The following is a 16,846-nucleotide window of genomic DNA, read 5'->3' as shown; positions in this document are numbered from 1 at the left end:
GATGCCCCATTATGGCCTCCTACAACAAAGTCATGCTCATCGGCAATCTGACCCGCGACCCCGAAGTGCGCTACACGCCCAAGGGCAGCGCGGTGTGCGACATCGGGCTCGCCGTGAACCGTGTGTACACCTCCGACAGTGGTGAAAAGGTGGAGGAAGTCACCTTTGTGGACGTGGTCCTCTGGGCCAAGATGGCCGAGCTGGCCGGCAAGTATCTGAAGAAAGGCCGCCCGGTCTTCATCGAAGGCCGCCTGCAGATGGATTCCTGGGAAGACAAGCAAACCGGCCAGAAGCGCACCCGCATGCGCGTCGTGGGCGAGCAGATGCAATTCCTTGGCAGCCCTGGTGGTGACCGTGCTCCAGCCGGTGGTGGTGGCGATGACGAAAGCGGCTACTCCGGCGGTGGTGGCGGAGGAGGTGGTGGTGGCGGCGGTTACAATCGTCCTGCAGCCCGTCCGGCCCAGCGCCCAGCTCCAGCTCAGCAGCAACGCCCGGCCCAGCGCCCCGCTCCGCCGCCACAGAACGATGACTTCGGTGAAGGCCCGATCACCGACGGCATGGAAGACGACGACATTCCGTTTTGAGAAATGAAGCAGGCGTTTTGCCCTGCTTGATTGGAAGAGAACCTGCTCCTGAGCCGTTATTTGCGGCCCTGTGAATTGCTCTGTCTCCAGCTTGGTTTTTGCGCTCAGCGCCGTCGCTTTGTCGTCGGCGTCTGCCGCCGAGCCTGTGTCATTCCGCAACGACGTGATGGCCGCCATTTCCAAAGCGGGCTGCAACCTGGGGACCTGCCATGGCAATGCGACGGGCAAAGGCGGCTTCAAACTTTCGCTGCGCGGACAAGATCCTGATCTCGATTTCAAAGCGCTCGCCCGAGACGCCTCCGGCCGCCGCGTGGATGTCTTCGCGCCGGAGCGCAGCCTGATCCTGGTCAAAGGCGCGAATCAGATCGCCCACGAAGGCGGCAAGAAACTTGATCCGAAGGCCTGGGAATACCAGGTGCTGCGGAACTGGATCGCCGCGGGTCTGCCGCGTGATGACAGCACGGCACCGAAAGTCACCAAGCTCACCGTCACGCCGACCGAGCTCGTTTTGGACGAGCCGCAGGACAAGGTGCAGATCACCGTGCAGGCGACTTTCGCCGACGGCACGCAGCGCGACATCACTGACCGTGCGATCTATGAGCCGCTGCAAAACGGACTCGTGGATGTGAGCAAGAGCGGGCTGGTGAAGCGCCTGCAGTTTGGCGAGCCAGGCGTGCTGGTGCGCTTCCTGAATCAATCGGTGCCCGTGAGGCTGACGTTTGTGAAAGAGAATCCGGCTTTTGTGTGGAGCAAACCGCGCCGCGACAACTACATCGACTCGCACGTCTTCAACAAGCTCAAGACCCTGCGCATGAACCCCAGCGCGGTGTGCAGTGACGAGGTCTTCATTCGCCGTGCCTGGCTTGATCTTTGCGGCATGATCCCGCCTGCGGATGAAGCGCGCGCCTTTGAGGCCGACACGCACCGCGACAAGCGCGCGCGCTTGATTGACCGCCTGATGGTGCGGCCTGAGTTCGCCGACTACTGGACGCTCAAGTGGTCCGATGTCCTCAAGGTCGAATCCCGCACGCTGGACAAAACCGGGGTGCAGGCCTTTCACGACTGGATTCGCGATGGCATCACGCGAAACCGGCCCATCAATGAAATAGTGCGGGCCATGCTTGCCTCCCGTGGCAGCACCTATCACGAGCCCGAAACGAATTTTTACCGCGCCAACCGTACGCCGGAGCTGCGCGCCACCACGGCAGCACAGGTGTTTCTCGGCACCCGCCTTCAGTGTGCGCAGTGCCACAACCACCCCTTTGACCGCTGGACGCAGGACGACTACTACAACTGGTCCGCTGTTTTTGCGCAGGTGGACTACAAGATCATCGGCGACATCAAACCCCGTGATAAAAACGACAAGCATGAATTCAACGGGGAGCAGGTGGTCTTTCTCAATGCCAAGCTGAACATCGAAAACCCGCGGACTGGAGACAAGGCCAAGGCCCGGTTCCTCGGAGCGGACATGCCCAAGCTCGCCGAGAAGGAGGACGAACTGCAGGCCGCAGCCAACTGGCTCACGAGCGCACAGCATCCTCTGTTTGCCAAAGCACAGGCCAACCGCATCTGGTATCATCTGATGGGTCGTGGTCTGGTCGATCCCGTGGATGACATGCGCCTCACGAATCCCGCCAGCCATCCGCAGCTGCTCGAAGAACTTGCCCAGGATTTCATCCGCAGCGGTTTTGATCTGAGGCACCTCATTCGCACCATCATGCTGAGCCGCACCTACCAGCTGGACAGCACGCCGAACGAGACGAACGCCGCCGATCTCATCAACTACTCGCACCACCTGCCCCGCCGCCTGAGCGCCGAGCAGCTGATTGATTCGCTCTACTCTTCGATGCGTGTCACGCCGGATTTCAATGGGTGGAGCCGCGGCACACGTGCCAGCCAGATTCCCGGCCCCGACAATGGCCGAGGCAGCCCCAATCCCACATCACCCGAGGCATTCCTCGCCCAATTTGGCCGCCCGAAACGCGAGCTGAGCTGCGAATGCGAACGCGCTGCGGACACTTCCATTGGCCAGATTTTCCAATTCATCAGCGGCCCCATTGTCAGCAACATCGTCTCACAGAAATACAACCGACTCGGCTCGCTGCTCAAGAATCCCGACAACGGCGCCGTCACCCGCGATCTCTACTGGGCCATCCTGACCCGTGCGCCCACCGCCGACGAAGCCAAAGTCATGGAAGCCCTTCTCGCCTCCGCCAAAGACCGGCGGCTTGCGCTGGAGGACATCACGTGGAGTCTGGTGAATGCGAAAGAGTTTTTGCTCGCCCGATAAGCACGCCGCTTCGCGTCTGGATGACGCATGAGCTGGACCGTTACCGCATGACAAAGTGGGGGCTTCGTGGCATAACGACGCATGTCTTACATCCGTCAACGCGTCACACTCTTCCTCGCAAGTCTGCTCGCCGCAGCGGCACTCTCCTCCTGCACGGAAGGCAATCTCGGCCGGCTTAACCATGTGCGCACGGGGGCCATCGGCATCGGTCCCACCGGAAGTCATCCGGGTGATCGTCCGCTGACCCATTTCAAATCTGAAACCCCCGAGGAACTGCGCGTGCATCAGGCGGTGCGTCGCGGAGTGGAGCGTGCGTTGGATGACAGCCGCGCCTTCAGCTATGTGCCCTTTGCCCAGATGAAGCAGACCCCGCAGAGCCTGAACATTGCGAACGAGCGCAGCGAGGCCAAAAAATTCGCCGCCGTCAATCATCTCAAGGCCGTCATCCGCGTCTGGGCCACCCCCGACTTCAAGCAGCAGAGTGTCAGCGTGGGTCTCCTGACCCATGCGCGCAGCGGCAAGGCCATCGCCAGCAGTCTTGCCATGGCACCGGGTCCTGTCCCTCCGCTGAAGAACCCCACTGCCCGTGCATCACTCCCGACCTGGGAAAAGACCGCCTACGAGGCCACGAAAAAGGCCCTCGCCAAAGTGCGCGGCTGAAACGCCTGAGGATTTTGCATTTGTTGGTTCCCGCTGTGTCTCGCGATTGACGTGAGAACGAGCCGCTGCACGACGTACTGATGCGTTCTCATGAAACCAGCCATTCTCCTCGCCCTCTTAGTCAGCACCTCGCTGCTCGCTCAAACCGCCGCCCCCAAAGCGCCTGCAGCTGCTCCTGCGGCCAAAGCCAAAGGCCCGACCATTCCTGCGGATGCGCAGTGGCATGATGTGACGAGCTGGGGCGTGGAAGGACGCGGCTGGGGAGATCAGGAGCGGCTGCGCTGGTTTGACCGTCTGCCGGCGAAGGCTGAGAAAACCGTCACACCTGCAGTGTGGGGCCTCAGCCGCGACAGTGCGGGAATGATGGTGCGCTTCAAGACGAACGCGAACTCGATTTACTGCCGCTACGATCTCCTCAAAGCGAATCTGGCCATGCCGGCCATGCCTGCCACGGGCGTGAGCGGTCTCGACCTCTATGCACGTGATGCCGAGGGCAAATGGCGCTGGGTGGCCTGTCCGAAACCTGACAAGCAGCATGTCGAAGCTGTGCTGATCACAGGCCTGGCCCCGGGCGAGCATGAATTCGCCGCCTACCTGCCGCTCTACAACGGCATCGAGAAACTGGAGATCGGCGTGCCTGCGGATGCCAAGTTTGAAGGACTGGCCCCGCGTGAGAAGCCCATCGTTTTCTATGGCACCTCCATCACGCATGGCGCGAATGCTTCGCGCCCCGGCATGGTGCACACCGCCATCCTGGGCCGCCACCTGGACCGTCCGGTCATCAACATTGGATTCTCAGGCAATGGCAAAATGGATGCGGCCGTGGGGGATCTCATCAATGAACTCGATCCTGCCGTCATCGTCATCGACTGCCTGCCCAACATGGGGCCCGCCGACGTCACGGCCAAATGCGTGCCGCTGGTGAAGCAACTGCGCTCCAAGCACGCCACCACGCCGATTATCCTCGTCGAAGACCGTCGCAACACGAACTCATGGATCTTGCCTGCGAAGGCCAAATACCATGATGACAACCACGCCGCCCTGAAGGCCGCCTACGAGCAACTCAAGAAGGAGAAAGTCGCAAACCTTCACTACATCGGCGGGGATGCACTCTACGGCACCGATGCCGAAGGCTCCAACGATGCCTCCCACGGCACCGACCTCGGCTTTCTGCGTCAGGCGGAGATCTTTGAGCCGGTGCTGCGCAAGGCGCTGAAGTAACCCGCCTCACTCGGTCCCCGGCGGTTCCAGCAATCGCCGGGGCAGGTCACGCATGCCCTGGAGCACGCGGAAGATCCGAATGAGATTGTTCTCACAATGGTAGAACACAAGATGCGCATGAAACGCACCCACCATGCCGAAAGAGCGTAATCCGAAAAGCTGTGCATGCTCAAAATTCCTTGGCCTTCCGAAGTCGGGTTGTTTTGAAACAGCAGACAGCGTCTCATCGAAAGACTTCAGATAGCGTTCAGCAATATCAGAACCGGCGATCTCGGCATACCACGATGACTGAAGCTGCAAATCTGCAAAAGCCTCATCGCTGATAATAACACGATAACCGGTCATGCCACCTTGGCCGCTTTGTCTTTCCAGTTCTGCCGGATGCGGTTTTTCAAATCGTCATTCCACACATGCCAGGGGCCATCCAGAGCCTTAAGCAAGGCAGCCTCAAGTTCGGGAGGCTCGCGTCCTTGCTCACACAAAACCTCAACATGACGATGTTCCATCCAGTCCATCAATTCCAGGAAACCGGACGCAGGCAGCGCACGAATCGAGTCCTCAATCTGGGCGATTGTTGTCATGTGAAAAATTTATTCATCACCAGACGCAGTGCAAGCCTCGCAATCACGGTTCACTTCCCGATTTTATACAGCGCCTTGTCCGTGCGGATGAACAGGGCGCTACCATCGGCGATGGGGCTGGCCATGATCGGACCGTCGAGGGTGTTCTGGGCGAGGATTTTGAACTCCTTGGCGGCGTTGATGATTGTGACGACACCTTCGCGGCTGCAGAAGTAGAGTTTGCCATCTGCGATGATCGGCGAGGCGCTGAACTTTCCACCGATGCGCTCGCGGTAAAAAGCCTCGCCGGTTTTTGTGTCCACGCAGCTGACGATGCCGCCGTCATCGACGTAGAAGAGAAGGCCGTTGTGCAGCACGGGCGAGCACATCTTGGGAGCGTTCTTGTTGTTGCGCCAGGCGACTTCGGGCGTTTTCAAACCGGCGTATTTGAGAGCTATGACAGCCGATTTGCCGAAGGCGGTGCTGAAATAGATCTGCTGATCGTCGGCCACGGGGACGGTGGACATGGAGAAGCCGAGTTCGCCGTAGTGGATCTTCCAGAGCTCCTGACCCGTGACGGGATCATAGCCGTAGATGTTGTTGGCGGCGGAGCTGACGACTTGGGGCTGGCCGTTGATCGTCACGACGAGCGGCGTGCCATAGGCTTTCCGCTGCTGCGGGCGCGGGTCCATGTCCCCACTGCGGGGTGCCTTCCATGCGACCTTGCCGGTCTTCGTGTCAAAGGCGGCGACGAACTGCTGATCGCTGCCGTCAAAATGTGCGATCAATCTGTCTCCATGCAGCACGGCGGTGGAGCCGGGGCCGTTTTCGTGCATGACGTGGAGCTCCTCGTTTTTCCACAGCACCTTCAAGGTTTTCGTATCAAGGGCCACGGTGCCAAAGGAACCGAAGTGTGCGTAGAGCCGGCCCTCTGCCAGCACGGGCGAGGGTGAGGCATAGCTGTTGAGCTGATGCGCCCACTGCGGGTCCTTCACATTGAGCAGCTCGATGTCATGGAGGACTTTGCCGCTGGTGCGATCCACACAGAGGGCATGCAGGCTGACGGAACCCAGCACGGTGAGAGGCTGGTCGCCGGTGTTGGATTCCAGGCGGCGTTTGGCTTCCTCAGGTGTGGCTGCTTTTTCGAGGGCGGTGGTGAGCCAGATCTGATCGCCCCACATGACGGGTGTTGAATGGCCACGGCCCGGAAGCTCTGTCTTCCAGGCGACATTGCTCGTCTCGCTCCACGTTTCCGGCAGGCCGGAGGCGTTGGCGTGACCTTGGGCCGAAGGGCCGCGCCATTCGGGCCAGTTGCCGGCGTGGGAGGCGGAAGCGAGAACCAGGAGCGGGAGTAGAATGCGATGAATCATGAGCGAGAAAAAACGTGGCAGGCAGCCGGGAACTGTCTTTCACTGGGATTGATCATGCGCATCCCGTTTTTTCTATTTGTTTTCGCCGCCGCATTGCAGGCCCAGACTACGGAGCTCGAAACATACATCGAGGTGCGCTCCGGGACACTCCCCATCATTCTCACGGTTCCTCACGGCGGCATCTTGAAGCCGGACAACGTGCTGGCGCGGCGCTACGGTGTGACCGGCATTGATTCCAACACCATACCTCTGGCTGAAATGATCATTCAAGAACTGGAGACGCGCTACGGGGGCAAGCCGCACGCGATCATCTCCCGTTTGAGCCGCACGAAAATGGATCCGAACCGCGAGCTCGAAGAAGCCGCGCAGGGTGATCCAACGGCCATCGCGGCCTGGCACCGCTTTCATGACAGCACTCAAAAAGCCTGCGACACGGTGATGAAAAAGAACGGCGTGGGTCTGCTGCTGGACATTCACGGGCACCGCCATTTGGATCAAAGAGTGGAACTGGGCTATCTGGTGAAAGGAGACATCTTGAAGCACTCCGACGCGGAACTGAACGCGGATGCGGCGTTGATCGCCTCCACGAGCATCCGTGATCTGGACAAACGCTCGCCGCAGAGCTTTGCAGAATTGCTGCGTGGACCGCAGAGCCTGGGCGGTTTGCTGGAGTTCAACGGCTTTCGCTGCCTGCCCAGTCCTTCCAAAGCGAATCCGGCCTTCATGGCGGGTTACTTCAGCGGGGTATATGACGTGGCTGCCCATGGCTCACGCTCAGGCGGCACTGTGAGCGCCATCCAAGTGGAGTGTCCTTGGACCAATGTGCGTGAGACACCGGAAACTCAGCGCCGTTTTGCCAGAGCTCTGGCGAATTCACTCGGGGTTTACTTTGAGGTTCACTTTGGCCGGAAGCTGAAGTGAGCGTTCGGTCTGCGGTTGAGCTTGCTCAGGATCCGCCTTTTTGAGCTTGTCCCAGCAGCCGTCGGCGATTTCTTTTTGAGCGGTGAAAACGCGGATCTGTGCAGGCGTGCTGGAAGCCCAGTCAATGGGGATGCGCTCATCGCACAGGCCCCGGCGATGCAGCCAGCCAAAGAACGCGATGCTGCCGAGAAGGGCGATATTGAACGGCAGGCAGAGCGGCAGCAGGGCCAGGCGCAGCAGGGCTTCCGAGAGCGGTTCCCAAAGCAGGGCCATGGCAAGCGTGACGAAGAGCATCCACGCGACGGTCTTCACATTCAGCCGCAGGTAATGGCCGCCGAGAGCCAGGGCCAGAACGATGACGTTCATGGCGAAGGCGGGATCTCCAAAGACCGGCTTCCATGAGGAGCCCAACATGCAAATGAGGACAGCTGAAAGAGCCACGAGAGCGCTGGTGCGTGAATGCCAGAGAATGCCGATGAAGAACCAGACCCAACACAGCAGCAAACGGGTGGAGGTGAACTGCGCAGTCAGGCTGAGATGACTGCCGAGAAATGCGCCCCATGACTTCGCGTACTCCTGAGCTGTGCCTCCGGAGAGGGTTGCAGCAAATCCGGTGTAGGCATCAGCAAACAGAGGGGCACACAATGCCGCCGTGGTGAAATGGTGGCGGGCTTCATCTGGTTTACCGGCCTGAAGGGCACACCAGCCGAGGCCGTCCCAGGAGTCGGCGAAAAAGGAATCTAGGGCGACGGCACGCCGAAACGCCAGTGCAGCATCTTCATAGCGTCCCTGGCGGAGGCGGCTCCAACCAAGGCCATCATAGGCATCTGGGACGCCGATTTTAAGAGAGAGAACACGCGAGAAGGCTGTCTGTGCACCGGTCTGGTCTCCACGGCGGTACAAACTCCAGCCAAGACCGGCACAGCGATAGGCCTCCGCCATGTCGGTGCTGACTTCGGTGTTGAGGAAATGTTTCTCGGCTTTTTCAAAGCGGTTGGTGAGGAGTGCGCGCCAGCCGCGCGTGAGCTCGGCATCATGCACACCAAAGAAAATCAGCGCGGTCAGCGCAGTCCACGCTGCCATGACGTAGGGCAGGCTGAAGAGGACATATGGCGACTTTTTCTCGTGCATGCGCTCAGCAACGGGCACGAAGAAACAAGCCATGCCTGCACAGCCAAGCGCCGTAGCAAGCGCCTGCGTCCACAACGGCACCTGCGGAAAAAGATACCACAAGGCACCGAGCAACGCGCCATTCACGCTGAAGAGTCCGGTTTTGAGCACGGTGTCATCCTGCGCACGCCACTGCGCGAGTGCGGAGATTAGCAGCGCGCCGCCCAGGCTCATGAGCGCGGCCTCGAGCGAAAGGACCAACAAGCCGATGAGCACGCACACGCCAGTGATGCGGCTGTTCGCCACGAACATCTGCCCGTAACCACGCAGGGTGTGGTCGAGCAGGCGCTTCATGCGGCGAGTGGAAGTTCAGAAATCACGAGCGGCACTTTATGCGATCCTGGAGGCGCGGCAATCGTGGAGACGAAGGTGATTTGCAAATCAGCGGCGCCGGCCAAAACGGCTTCAAGCGCACTTTGCACAGCTTTTTCGACGCGATTACGCGATGTATCGGCGTCTGTCACAACCCGGACTTCGAGCAGGCCGGGCTGCTTTTGCACGATCTGATACTGAGCCAGGCCGGGCACATCCTCAATGGCATTGATGACGAGATACGGCGAAATCAAGGTGCCTGCGTGTGAATGGAGCATGGCGGCGCTGCGACCTTCCAGGTGGCGGATGCTGCGCGCCGTGCTGCCACATGGGCAGGGTTCCGGCTCCCAGCGGGCCAGATCACCGAGCCCGCGATAGCGCAGGATCGGGGTGGCGGTGTTGGTCAGATCTGTGATGACGATGTGGCCAAGGCCGGTGGTGGGCAGGCCGTGTTCATCGACGATTTCACAGAGGACGTTTGTCTCGGCGATGTGCCAGCGCGAGCCGTGCACGCACTGCCAGGCGACGAGCCCGCCCTCGGTGCTGGTATAGGTCTCGATGAGGCGTGCATTCGGGAAGATCTGGCCCAGAAGATGCCGTGTGTGGGCATCCAGCATCTCGGAGGTGAGATGGATGAGACGTGTTTTGCTCACGACGCGGTTTTGAGCACGCAGACCCAGTGCGATGGCGCGAAGCGTGGATGGATAGGATGAAATGAATTCAGGCGCGATGCCCAGGAGTTCGTGCGTGAGTTTGGCCACGGGATCCTGAGCCGAGAGGATGCGCGAATCCGGCACGGTGGTGCGCAGGAGATCAGCGGTGGCGAAGTCGATGCTGTCACGGGACATGTCGACCAGATAGAGGCCAGTGCTGAGCGGCCTGCCGTGGCACCAGTCATAGTACAAGGCCGTGTTGCAAGCCATGTAATGCCACAGCGATTCCTCCGTTCGTGCCATGCTGGCGGGTATCCCGGTGGAGCCGGAGGATGCGAGCCAGTGGATGTCACTCTGGTTGTCCTGAGCGATCAAATCCGACCGCGTGGCGCTGCGCAGATCGGGCTTGGTGAGAATGGGGAGCTTGGACAGATCATCCCAGTCATCGAGCATCGACGGGGTGAATCCTGCCTGGGCAAACAGCCGCTGGTAGAGAGGGATGTGTGCGTGGGCATGCTGAACGAGGGAGCGCAGCGTGCGCCACTGGTGCGCCCGGCGCTTCGGCGTGCTCCAGCCGCGTTGTTCGATCACTTGATCAAGCGCAGAGTTGAGATGCCGACCGCGGGCACGAATCTGGGAGGGCGAGTACATGCCGTTCTCCTCCATCAACGCTGGCCAGGAGGAGGCCCAGGCGGGCCCGAGCGGGTGATGGCAAATCCGTCATGAACCAAGTAGCCATCCGGATTGATCTGCATGAGTTTTTCAAACAAGGGTGCCGCAAGGCGGGCCTGCCCCTGATTGATCTGCGACCAGCCAAACCAGCTCATGGCGATGGGGTCTTCGGGTTGAAGCTTGTAGGCGCGCTCAAAGTAGACTTCTGCTTTGCGGTAGTCCTGCTGATTGAAGAGAATCTCTCCGGCAATGAGAAGCGTCGGCCGATGGAACTGGTCGATTTTCAGGACTTCACGTGCTGAACGGAGGACATCCTCGGGTTTGTTCTGTGCCTGATACACATTCATCATGCCGAGATGAGGTGTGAGGGCGCGTGGTTCCTGTTTGGCTGCGGTGGTGTAATACTGGACGGCCTTGGTGTAGTCCTTGTTGAGATAGGAGAGCCAGCCGGCGCGCACCGCCGCCAGGTAGGTTTCACCGCCGGCGTTTTTGAAGGCGAGGACGCTTTCGAGAGCAGCGGCATAATCATTGTTGGATTCCTCGGTGAGAGATTTCTGCCAGGCTTCAGCGATGGCGGGGAGCTTGTCGGCGGCGTTCGCCGCAGTGACGCAGGCGAAGGCGAGAATGAGGAAGTGTGTTTTCATGGTTGAGAGGAGAGTGGTTTATTCGGCATCGCCGTTGGGCAGAGTGGGCGTGAAGCTGGTTTGCGTGAAGGTGGTGTCGTGAGTTTTGAAATGAGCGGTGAGCTGGAAGAGACCGCGCATGGGTTCGAGGGTGAAGTCGATCTCACGCGGGAGATCACCCGTAGGATTTGCGATGGTGGTGGCGAGGTGAAGGCGCTGCGTGGTGGGATGCAGTGAGTGGCGGGTGATGACGCGCTGGGCGGGGTGTCCGAGATAGGGCGCGAAAACGCCCGCCAATGCCCGACCGTGCTGCTTTGACTGCAAAGCGACACTATCCTCCCAGATCATGCCGCTCTGATAAGCGAATGGCACGGTGGGCATGGCGAACGAAAGGAAACGCAGGAGCTGCGAATGACCGCTGAGGCTGCTCTGCGTGATCTGCAGGGCGTGCAAACCGAGCACCGCCGTGAGTGATTCTTTGCCACTGCGGAAAAGGTAGCGGCCGGATTCATCCAGTGTGGTGGTGATCGTTTCGTATGAAACTGATCCTGCTGTACAAACGCGATACGTGGCCACACCAGGGGCAAAATGGGCCAGCGTGCCCAGCACGGTGGTGGAGACTGACGCCGGGGCAATGCGGTCTCCCACTTGAGGCACACTGGCGAAGTTCCAGCGGACACCCTCGGTGGTGCGCGTGAAAAAGTTCGTGAGACAGAAAGGCGTGGTGGGTGCGCCGGTCTCGTTGGTGGCTTGATTGTGCAGATGAATGTGCGGCACAGGGCTGCGTCCGGAATTGCCGCAGTAGCCCAGAAGGTCGCCTGCACCGACACGCTGGCCGGTTTTCACGACGATGCCGTTCTTCATGAAGTGTGCGAGCTTTACGATGCCGCCGTAATCGAGGCGCAGAATGAGGTGATTGCCCCAGTTGTTGGCAAAGTTGCAGCCGCCGGGTGCATTATCGGCCACGCCGTCAATGACGCGGATGATTTCGCCGGTTCCGGGAGCACGCACTTCAAGGCCCTGCGTGTAGTAGCGGCTCAGATCGTCATCCCAGCCGGGAGGGCAGGCGTTGTCAGCGGCGTCATGCACTTCGAAGTCGAGCGCGTGTTTCCAGTCACCGCGATGGCTGAGTTTGTCGTCGAAACCCTGGGTCACGGTGACTTCGCGTGCGGTGGGGAGCAGCACATGGGTCTCATTGCGATGCGGAAAGCGAGCGTTCGCGAGAGCCAATGAAGCAGCAGCGGCTTCGGGATTGTCGAAGACGCCTGTGGCAGGCAGCAGCGAACCCGGTTTCTCACGCAGGCGCAGGCAGCAGAGCATGCTCCAGATGGTGAGCAGATAAGGCAGCGGCAGGTATTCCCAGCCCGAGCCACGCAGAAAGTGCTGCACCGCCGCGACGTGCAATGCGGCGACGGCACCGGCCAAAAAGGCGAGAGCCAGGCTGCTCCAAGAAGGCACAAAATAGATCGCGCCAAGCGCCATGCCGGCGAGCAGGTAGTTGTGCCCGGCAAACCAGCCGAGCCATTGCAGATCGCAGGCTTCGAGCAGCTTCACGATGAGGACGCCGCCTGCATAACCCGCGAGGGCATTGATCATGGCGACGCGAGACCAGACCAGGATTGACAGTGTCACAGCGAGGCCGGCCCACACGTTTGGCAGGAACAAAATCGTGCCCATGCTGCGCAGAAAAGCGGTGACTACGAACGGCAGGGCAGGCTCATCAGGCAGTCCCATGTCGAGCAGGGTGGTAGCAGACGCCCAGTGTGGGAAAAATGTCAGCAGCGTGCCGAAGGCGACGACAAATGCGACGCTGAGCGGCGGCAGACCGGCGCGCAGCGGAAACCAATGCCACAATGCCGCGGACAACAGCAGCGTGTAGACTGTGACGACCGCCAGCATGCCCCAGATGGCAGGTGCAGAGAGGAAGGAACCGCGAGTGATCCATGCGACAGCGAGAGCACTCAGGAACACATTGTAGAGTAGCGTGCCGTCCTTTCGCATGGCCGCAGGCAGATGCAGGAGCTTCGCGATGAAGCTCCCGAGCAAACACGCGCTGACGGCAAAGGCAAAGTAACGCGGCATGAACAGAAGTGTGGCGCACAACAGCGCACCCGTTTTCCAACTGCTGCAAAGGAAGATGGAACTGGCGGCGCGTGCGACTTCGAGCAGCGGCGTCGTGACTGTTTGCAGATGAGAGCGCAGTGATCTGGCGCAGGCAGCCGCTTTCAGCATGCTCCTCTTCCATAGAGAAGGCGAATGACCTGAGGCCTCTTCAAGAATGGCCATCACGGGGAGGGTAGATGGGGCTTCTGAGTTCATGGCCGCGATGGGTTGAGCAGATGTTCTGGCACGCGTTCAAGGCGCTGCACGTAGTCGAGGTCTTCGCGCTCGCGGATGACATCGACTCGGCCATCCAGACCGATCATGACGACCGCCGGCCGATAGGTGATGAACTGCATGCTCTGCGTGATGTTGTAGGCGCCCACGGGATGCATGACGAGGTGATCGCCCGTGGTCATCGCGGGAAGGGAGACCTGCTCACGAATGACGTCGATGTTCATGCACAGGCAGCCGTAGAGTTTGACGGGCTGCTGGGCGCTTTCACGCTGAGCTTTGGCGGGCTTCACATTGAAGCGATACCAGTTGCCGCTGTAGAGAATGTTGATGCCAGCATCAATGACGTAGGCGGCACCATTCGATTCGGGCATGTAGGCGGGCGCCTTTGCCGCCTTGCCGGCGAGCGTGATAGGGCCTGAGGCGCCGATTTGCTTCACGGCGACGATGCTGGTGATGAGGTAACCGGCTTCATCAACAAGGGCACGACCACTTTCCAAGTAGAGACGCGGGCGGCGGTCGCGTGGCAGCGTATTCAATGCACTGGCGATGGCTTCGGCGTATTTTTCGATCGGAGGGACCACCTGCTCGGCAGGCTGATACGAGTAGTGCAGCGTGCTGAGCGATGGGAAGCCACCGCCAAGGTTCAGATAGCGCAAGGACCAGCCGTAGCTCTCACGGCAACGCTCCATGAGAGTGATGAGCTTCTCCGCTGCGACCTTGTAGGCGTTGGGTTCGAGGATGTAGGTGCCGATGTGCGTGTGCAGTCCCTGCAAACGGAGGCGCCCCTTGCTCTCCGCGATGCGCCGGATCGCACGCCAGGCTTCGCCGTGCTCAACGCCAAAGCCGAACTTGCTCCACACGGGCTGGATACCGGCGTCCAACCAGCAGCGGATGGCGATGTCGACGCTGCGATTTTGCTCCTTCGCGATGGTGTCGAGCAGCAGGAGTTCATCCCAGTTGTCGACCTGGATCATCGCACCTTCGCTGATGGCGAGCTCTAGACCGGCGCGGGTTTTATGCGGTCCGTTGAAGATGATGTCGCGCCCGGCCACGCCATTGCGGCGTGCTTTTTCATATTCGAACTCGCTCACCACTTCGGCGATGGAGCCTTCGCTGTGGAAGACACGGCAGATGGCGTTGAGGTAGTTTGTTTTATAACTCCAGGCGAAGCGTGTGTTTGGATAGCGGCTTTCAAAGGCTTCACGTGCGCGCTGGATTTTCTCACGCAGCGTGCGCTCGGAGAAAACAAAGAGCGGTGAACCGAAGCGTGCGGCGAGATCCGCCACGGGCACGCCGTCGATGCGTTCGCAGACATTGCTGTTGAGGCCATGGGCATGGCGATTGCGATTGGCGGCGCTGTTTTGGCCGCTGAGATGACGAGTGATCGTCGGCGGGGAATAGGGCTGGAGTGTTTGCATGGGAGGATGCGGTGGAAGGTTGAAATTAATGACTGCGGGAGGAAGCCGGGTGCGGGATGACTTCGCGCGGCTGACGGAAGAACTGGCCGCTCGTGGTGAGGGCGGCGAGATCGCGAATGTCGCCGGTCATGTCGATGGCATGGCGGATGAAGAACTTTCCGGGGCTGGCGTGGCGCAGCGGCTCGCGCGGCTGCCAGCCCAGGGCGAGCTCCAGTGCAGCAGCGGGCAGATTGCAGTTCAGCGTAGAGGGGAAATCACACCAGGCGGGGAAGCGCGGATTGATCTCGATGAGGCAGTATTCCCCCTGGGGGCCTTCGGATTTGACGAACTCAAGTTCGAAGGGGCCGTTCCAGCGCAGTTCGGCGATGAGTGATTGCGCAACGGCATCGAGCTGCGGATCTCGCACCACCATGCCGCCAAAGCCTTTGCCCATGGCGGTGCGGAGCATCTTGCGGATGGAGCCGGAGCCGAGGATGTGACCACGGCCATCGCCCAGACCCACGACGTTGTATTCTTCTCCCAGCACATTTTCCTGCACGAGCACGGGCGCACCCCATTGCTCCAACATGTGCCAGTAGGCTGCTTCGCGTGCGGCAGGCGTGATGGCGTGCCGGGCTTCATAGTAACGGCCTTTGACGAAGACGTTGCCGCCGAGGGTCAGTGCCGCCTGATGGAGCGAGTTCACATCACTCACGGCGATGGTCTGCGGTGTGCGGCAGTGCGTGCGCTCGCAGAGCTCGGCCAGCTTGGATTTGTCGCGGCATTTGAAACTCGCGGCGGTTGGCAGGCAGACGTGAATACCGCGCTCACGAAGTTTTTCGGGGGCATCGACCAGCGGACCCATCTCTGCGTCGAGACAGGGAATCAAAACATCGAAGCGTTCGATCTCACGGATCGCATCGAGGCGCTGCCAGAATGCTTCTTCACCCGCACCGGGGTAGGACATGGTGAAGGCGGCGTCCGGGGCGTCCTCTTCGCTGAAGAGACCGCTCTCGAGTGAATCGTAAACAAGGCCGATGATGCGCAGCTCTGGATAAACACGGCGCAGGCTGCGAATGACGGCGGAACCAGGCTGGGGATTTTCACCGCGATGAAGCCCGGTGACGGCGATGACAGGGGAAGCATTCATGGGAGGGTGAAGCGTGGTGAGGTGAAACTCAGTTCGATTCCGGGTTCAGGCCGATGTGGACGAGTTCGGCGAGGAAGGATTCCAGATCCCGCTCCGCCGTGCTGCGGGCGACTTCGAAGCGCGAGGTGAGACGCTCCAGGATCTGCGGGCGCGCCATGCCCTCGCTCAAGGCCTGCATGACCATGAGCGCCGTCGGGCTGGCGGTGAAAAACTCGCCGCTGGTGGCGTCAAAACCAAAACCGTCAGCCTGCCAGGTGACGGTTTGAAAATGGAAGGAAGCCAGTTCGGCGTGCGGGGCCACAACGGGAGCCGCGACCATGGCAGGCTCCATGGCATGCGGCTGGCCGTTGTGGCGAATCTGAGCGGGAATAGACGCGAGTTTCATGGTGGTGGATGATTGAATCACACCCCATAGAAACCCGGCCGGTTAACGCCACGGCAGGGGCCAAGATGAATATGCGTTTATTTTTGCCGCTACCGGGCAGGAATTTGGTCAAGTGGCACCTTGTTGAAGTGCTCCCGATCCATCGCATCGAGCTTGATCAGCATTTCCTGCGCATTTCGGCGCTGGTCATGCCAGACATGGTCAGGATCTGTGGGCCAGTTCCAAGTGCTGCGCTGCTTGGTCTCCAGTACGAACTCGGCGCTGCCTTCAGAGAGGCTCTTGAAGAGCGCCCTGCGGCTGTCCTCGTTCTTAATGGCTTCCCGGAGCAGTTCGTTATCCTTCACTGTGCCAGCATACTTTTCCCGGATTTCCTGAAGCCGTGCCAGCTGCTGCTGACTTTCAGCCTCCCTGCGCCCGTTGTAGTAGCGGACGCTTGCCCACCATGTGGTGGCGGGGACCAGCAGGGCGGTGATCAACATCACCCCCCTGGATAATTTTGAGGATGTCGTTTTCATGGGGAAAATGAATTCCTTTTTCCATG

At 60.2% G+C, this 16,846-nt stretch carries 16 protein-coding genes; 5 read left to right on the top strand and 11 right to left on the bottom strand.

The genetic code is table 11. The features are described 5' to 3' along the window. Positions 1 to 11: 11 nt before the first annotated feature. The 4 genes from AC3RLQ_RS25040 to AC3RLQ_RS25025 all read left to right on the top strand — a co-directional run bounded on the left by AC3RLQ_RS25040 (position 12) and on the right by AC3RLQ_RS25025 (position 4,755). On the top strand, positions 12 to 584 hold the full coding sequence (locus AC3RLQ_RS25040; protein WP_493031374.1) for a single-stranded DNA-binding protein: 573 nt from the start codon (positions 12 to 14) through the stop codon (positions 582 to 584). 166 nt (positions 585 to 750) lie between these two features. Further along, positions 751 to 2,874 carry a DUF1549 and DUF1553 domain-containing protein gene (locus AC3RLQ_RS25035; protein ID WP_493031372.1) on the top strand — a complete coding sequence of 708 codons (2,124 nt, stop codon included), beginning with the start codon at positions 751 to 753 and terminating at the stop codon, positions 2,872 to 2,874. An 81-nt stretch (positions 2,875 to 2,955) separates the two neighbouring features. Next, on the top strand, positions 2,956 to 3,534 hold the full coding sequence (locus AC3RLQ_RS25030; RefSeq protein ID WP_493031371.1) for a hypothetical protein: 579 nt from the start codon (positions 2,956 to 2,958) through the stop codon (positions 3,532 to 3,534). Positions 3,535 to 3,624: 90 nt separating this feature from the next. Continuing rightward, positions 3,625 to 4,755 carry an SGNH/GDSL hydrolase family protein gene (locus tag AC3RLQ_RS25025; protein ID WP_493031370.1) on the top strand — a complete coding sequence of 377 codons (1,131 nt, stop codon included), beginning with the start codon at positions 3,625 to 3,627 and terminating at the stop codon, positions 4,753 to 4,755. A gap of 6 nt (positions 4,756 to 4,761) precedes the next feature. On the opposite strand, the gene AC3RLQ_RS25020 is transcribed toward AC3RLQ_RS25025, so the two are convergent. From AC3RLQ_RS25020 to AC3RLQ_RS25010, 3 genes are read right to left on the bottom strand one after another with little or no spacing between them, the layout of a single operon-like run. After that, the gene (locus AC3RLQ_RS25020) at positions 4,762 to 5,100 is read right to left on the bottom strand and encodes a type II toxin-antitoxin system RelE/ParE family toxin (RefSeq protein WP_493031368.1); all 339 of its coding nucleotides are present in this window, start codon (positions 5,098 to 5,100) and stop codon (positions 4,762 to 4,764) included. Continuing rightward, complete coding sequence (locus AC3RLQ_RS25015; RefSeq protein ID WP_461525922.1) at positions 5,097 to 5,336, bottom strand: hypothetical protein; 240 nt, start codon at positions 5,334 to 5,336, stop codon at positions 5,097 to 5,099. The genes AC3RLQ_RS25020 and AC3RLQ_RS25015 overlap by 4 nt, the downstream gene beginning before the upstream one ends. A 50-nt stretch (positions 5,337 to 5,386) precedes the next feature. Beyond that, positions 5,387 to 6,685 (bottom strand): outer membrane protein assembly factor BamB family protein, encoded by a 1,299-nt coding sequence (locus AC3RLQ_RS25010; protein WP_493031367.1) that lies wholly within the window; start codon positions 6,683 to 6,685, stop codon positions 5,387 to 5,389. A gap of 54 nt (positions 6,686 to 6,739) precedes the next feature. Here AC3RLQ_RS25010 and AC3RLQ_RS25005 point away from each other — a divergent pair, with 54 nt between their 5' ends. Further along, positions 6,740 to 7,606: a hypothetical protein gene (locus tag AC3RLQ_RS25005; protein ID WP_493031365.1), complete on the top strand. Its 867-nt coding sequence runs from the start codon at positions 6,740 to 6,742 to the stop codon at positions 7,604 to 7,606. Here the strand turns inward: AC3RLQ_RS25005 and AC3RLQ_RS25000 are convergent. The 8 genes from AC3RLQ_RS25000 to AC3RLQ_RS24965 all read right to left on the bottom strand — a co-directional run bounded on the left by AC3RLQ_RS25000 (position 7,559) and on the right by AC3RLQ_RS24965 (position 16,820). Beyond that, positions 7,559 to 9,070: an urea transporter gene (locus AC3RLQ_RS25000; RefSeq protein ID WP_493031363.1), complete on the bottom strand. Its 1,512-nt coding sequence runs from the start codon at positions 9,068 to 9,070 to the stop codon at positions 7,559 to 7,561. The genes AC3RLQ_RS25005 and AC3RLQ_RS25000 overlap by 48 nt on opposite strands. Continuing rightward, the gene (locus tag AC3RLQ_RS24995; RefSeq protein WP_493031362.1) at positions 9,067 to 10,392 is read right to left on the bottom strand and encodes a phenylacetate--CoA ligase family protein; all 1,326 of its coding nucleotides are present in this window, start codon (positions 10,390 to 10,392) and stop codon (positions 9,067 to 9,069) included. Before AC3RLQ_RS24995 ends, AC3RLQ_RS25000 begins: the two co-directional genes overlap by 4 nt. Before the next feature lie 14 nt (positions 10,393 to 10,406). Further along, a complete protein-coding gene (locus AC3RLQ_RS24990; RefSeq protein WP_493031361.1) occupies positions 10,407 to 11,057 on the bottom strand; it encodes a tetratricopeptide repeat protein in 651 nt (216 codons plus the stop codon). Between the two features lie 18 nt (positions 11,058 to 11,075). After that, positions 11,076 to 13,355, bottom strand: a complete 2,280-nt coding sequence (locus AC3RLQ_RS24985) for an urea transporter (protein WP_493031360.1) — start codon at positions 13,353 to 13,355, stop codon at positions 11,076 to 11,078. Further along, the gene (locus AC3RLQ_RS24980; protein ID WP_493031359.1) at positions 13,352 to 14,791 is read right to left on the bottom strand and encodes a diaminopimelate decarboxylase; all 1,440 of its coding nucleotides are present in this window, start codon (positions 14,789 to 14,791) and stop codon (positions 13,352 to 13,354) included. Before AC3RLQ_RS24980 ends, AC3RLQ_RS24985 begins: the two co-directional genes overlap by 4 nt. A 25-nt stretch (positions 14,792 to 14,816) precedes the next feature. Beyond that, the gene (locus tag AC3RLQ_RS24975; protein WP_493031358.1) at positions 14,817 to 15,920 is read right to left on the bottom strand and encodes an ATP-grasp domain-containing protein; all 1,104 of its coding nucleotides are present in this window, start codon (positions 15,918 to 15,920) and stop codon (positions 14,817 to 14,819) included. Positions 15,921 to 15,948: 28 nt separating this feature from the next. Further along, positions 15,949 to 16,305 (bottom strand): PqqD family protein, encoded by a 357-nt coding sequence (locus AC3RLQ_RS24970; RefSeq protein ID WP_493031357.1) that lies wholly within the window; start codon positions 16,303 to 16,305, stop codon positions 15,949 to 15,951. A gap of 89 nt (positions 16,306 to 16,394) precedes the next feature. After that, positions 16,395 to 16,820 (bottom strand): hypothetical protein, encoded by a 426-nt coding sequence (locus AC3RLQ_RS24965; protein ID WP_493031356.1) that lies wholly within the window; start codon positions 16,818 to 16,820, stop codon positions 16,395 to 16,397. Between the last annotated feature and the right edge of the window lie 26 nt (positions 16,821 to 16,846).

This window comes from Prosthecobacter sp. GW821-HT29F12 (assembly GCF_058803405.1).
This window is presented reverse-complemented; position numbering and strand designations above follow the sequence as displayed.

Bases quoted from the DNA above. Each gene is read 5' to 3' on its own strand.
- AC3RLQ_RS25010 (WP_493031367.1), bottom strand. From the start codon at position 6,685: ATGATTCATCGCATTCTACTCCCGCTCCTGGTTCTCGCTTCCGCCTCC.
- AC3RLQ_RS24995 (WP_493031362.1), bottom strand. From the start codon at position 10,392: ATGTACTCGCCCTCCCAGATTCGTGCCCGCGGTCGGCATCTCAACTCT.
- AC3RLQ_RS24975 (WP_493031358.1), bottom strand. From the start codon at position 15,920: ATGAATGCTTCCCCTGTCATCGCCGTCACCGGGCTTCATCGCGGTGAA.
- AC3RLQ_RS25035 (WP_493031372.1), top strand. From the start codon at position 751: ATGGCCGCCATTTCCAAAGCGGGCTGCAACCTGGGGACCTGCCATGGC.
- AC3RLQ_RS25015 (WP_461525922.1), bottom strand. From the start codon at position 5,336: ATGACAACAATCGCCCAGATTGAGGACTCGATTCGTGCGCTGCCTGCG.
- AC3RLQ_RS24980 (WP_493031359.1), bottom strand. From the start codon at position 14,791: ATGCAAACACTCCAGCCCTATTCCCCGCCGACGATCACTCGTCATCTC.
- AC3RLQ_RS24985 (WP_493031360.1), bottom strand. From the start codon at position 13,355: ATGAACTCAGAAGCCCCATCTACCCTCCCCGTGATGGCCATTCTTGAA.
- AC3RLQ_RS25005 (WP_493031365.1), top strand. From the start codon at position 6,740: ATGCGCATCCCGTTTTTTCTATTTGTTTTCGCCGCCGCATTGCAGGCC.
- AC3RLQ_RS24965 (WP_493031356.1), bottom strand. From the start codon at position 16,820: ATGAAAACGACATCCTCAAAATTATCCAGGGGGGTGATGTTGATCACC.
- AC3RLQ_RS25030 (WP_493031371.1), top strand. From the start codon at position 2,956: ATGTCTTACATCCGTCAACGCGTCACACTCTTCCTCGCAAGTCTGCTC.
- AC3RLQ_RS24990 (WP_493031361.1), bottom strand. From the start codon at position 11,057: ATGAAAACACACTTCCTCATTCTCGCCTTCGCCTGCGTCACTGCGGCG.
- AC3RLQ_RS24970 (WP_493031357.1), bottom strand. From the start codon at position 16,305: ATGAAACTCGCGTCTATTCCCGCTCAGATTCGCCACAACGGCCAGCCG.
- AC3RLQ_RS25040 (WP_493031374.1), top strand. From the start codon at position 12: ATGGCCTCCTACAACAAAGTCATGCTCATCGGCAATCTGACCCGCGAC.
- AC3RLQ_RS25025 (WP_493031370.1), top strand. From the start codon at position 3,625: ATGAAACCAGCCATTCTCCTCGCCCTCTTAGTCAGCACCTCGCTGCTC.
- AC3RLQ_RS25000 (WP_493031363.1), bottom strand. From the start codon at position 9,070: ATGAAGCGCCTGCTCGACCACACCCTGCGTGGTTACGGGCAGATGTTC.
- AC3RLQ_RS25020 (WP_493031368.1), bottom strand. From the start codon at position 5,100: ATGACCGGTTATCGTGTTATTATCAGCGATGAGGCTTTTGCAGATTTG.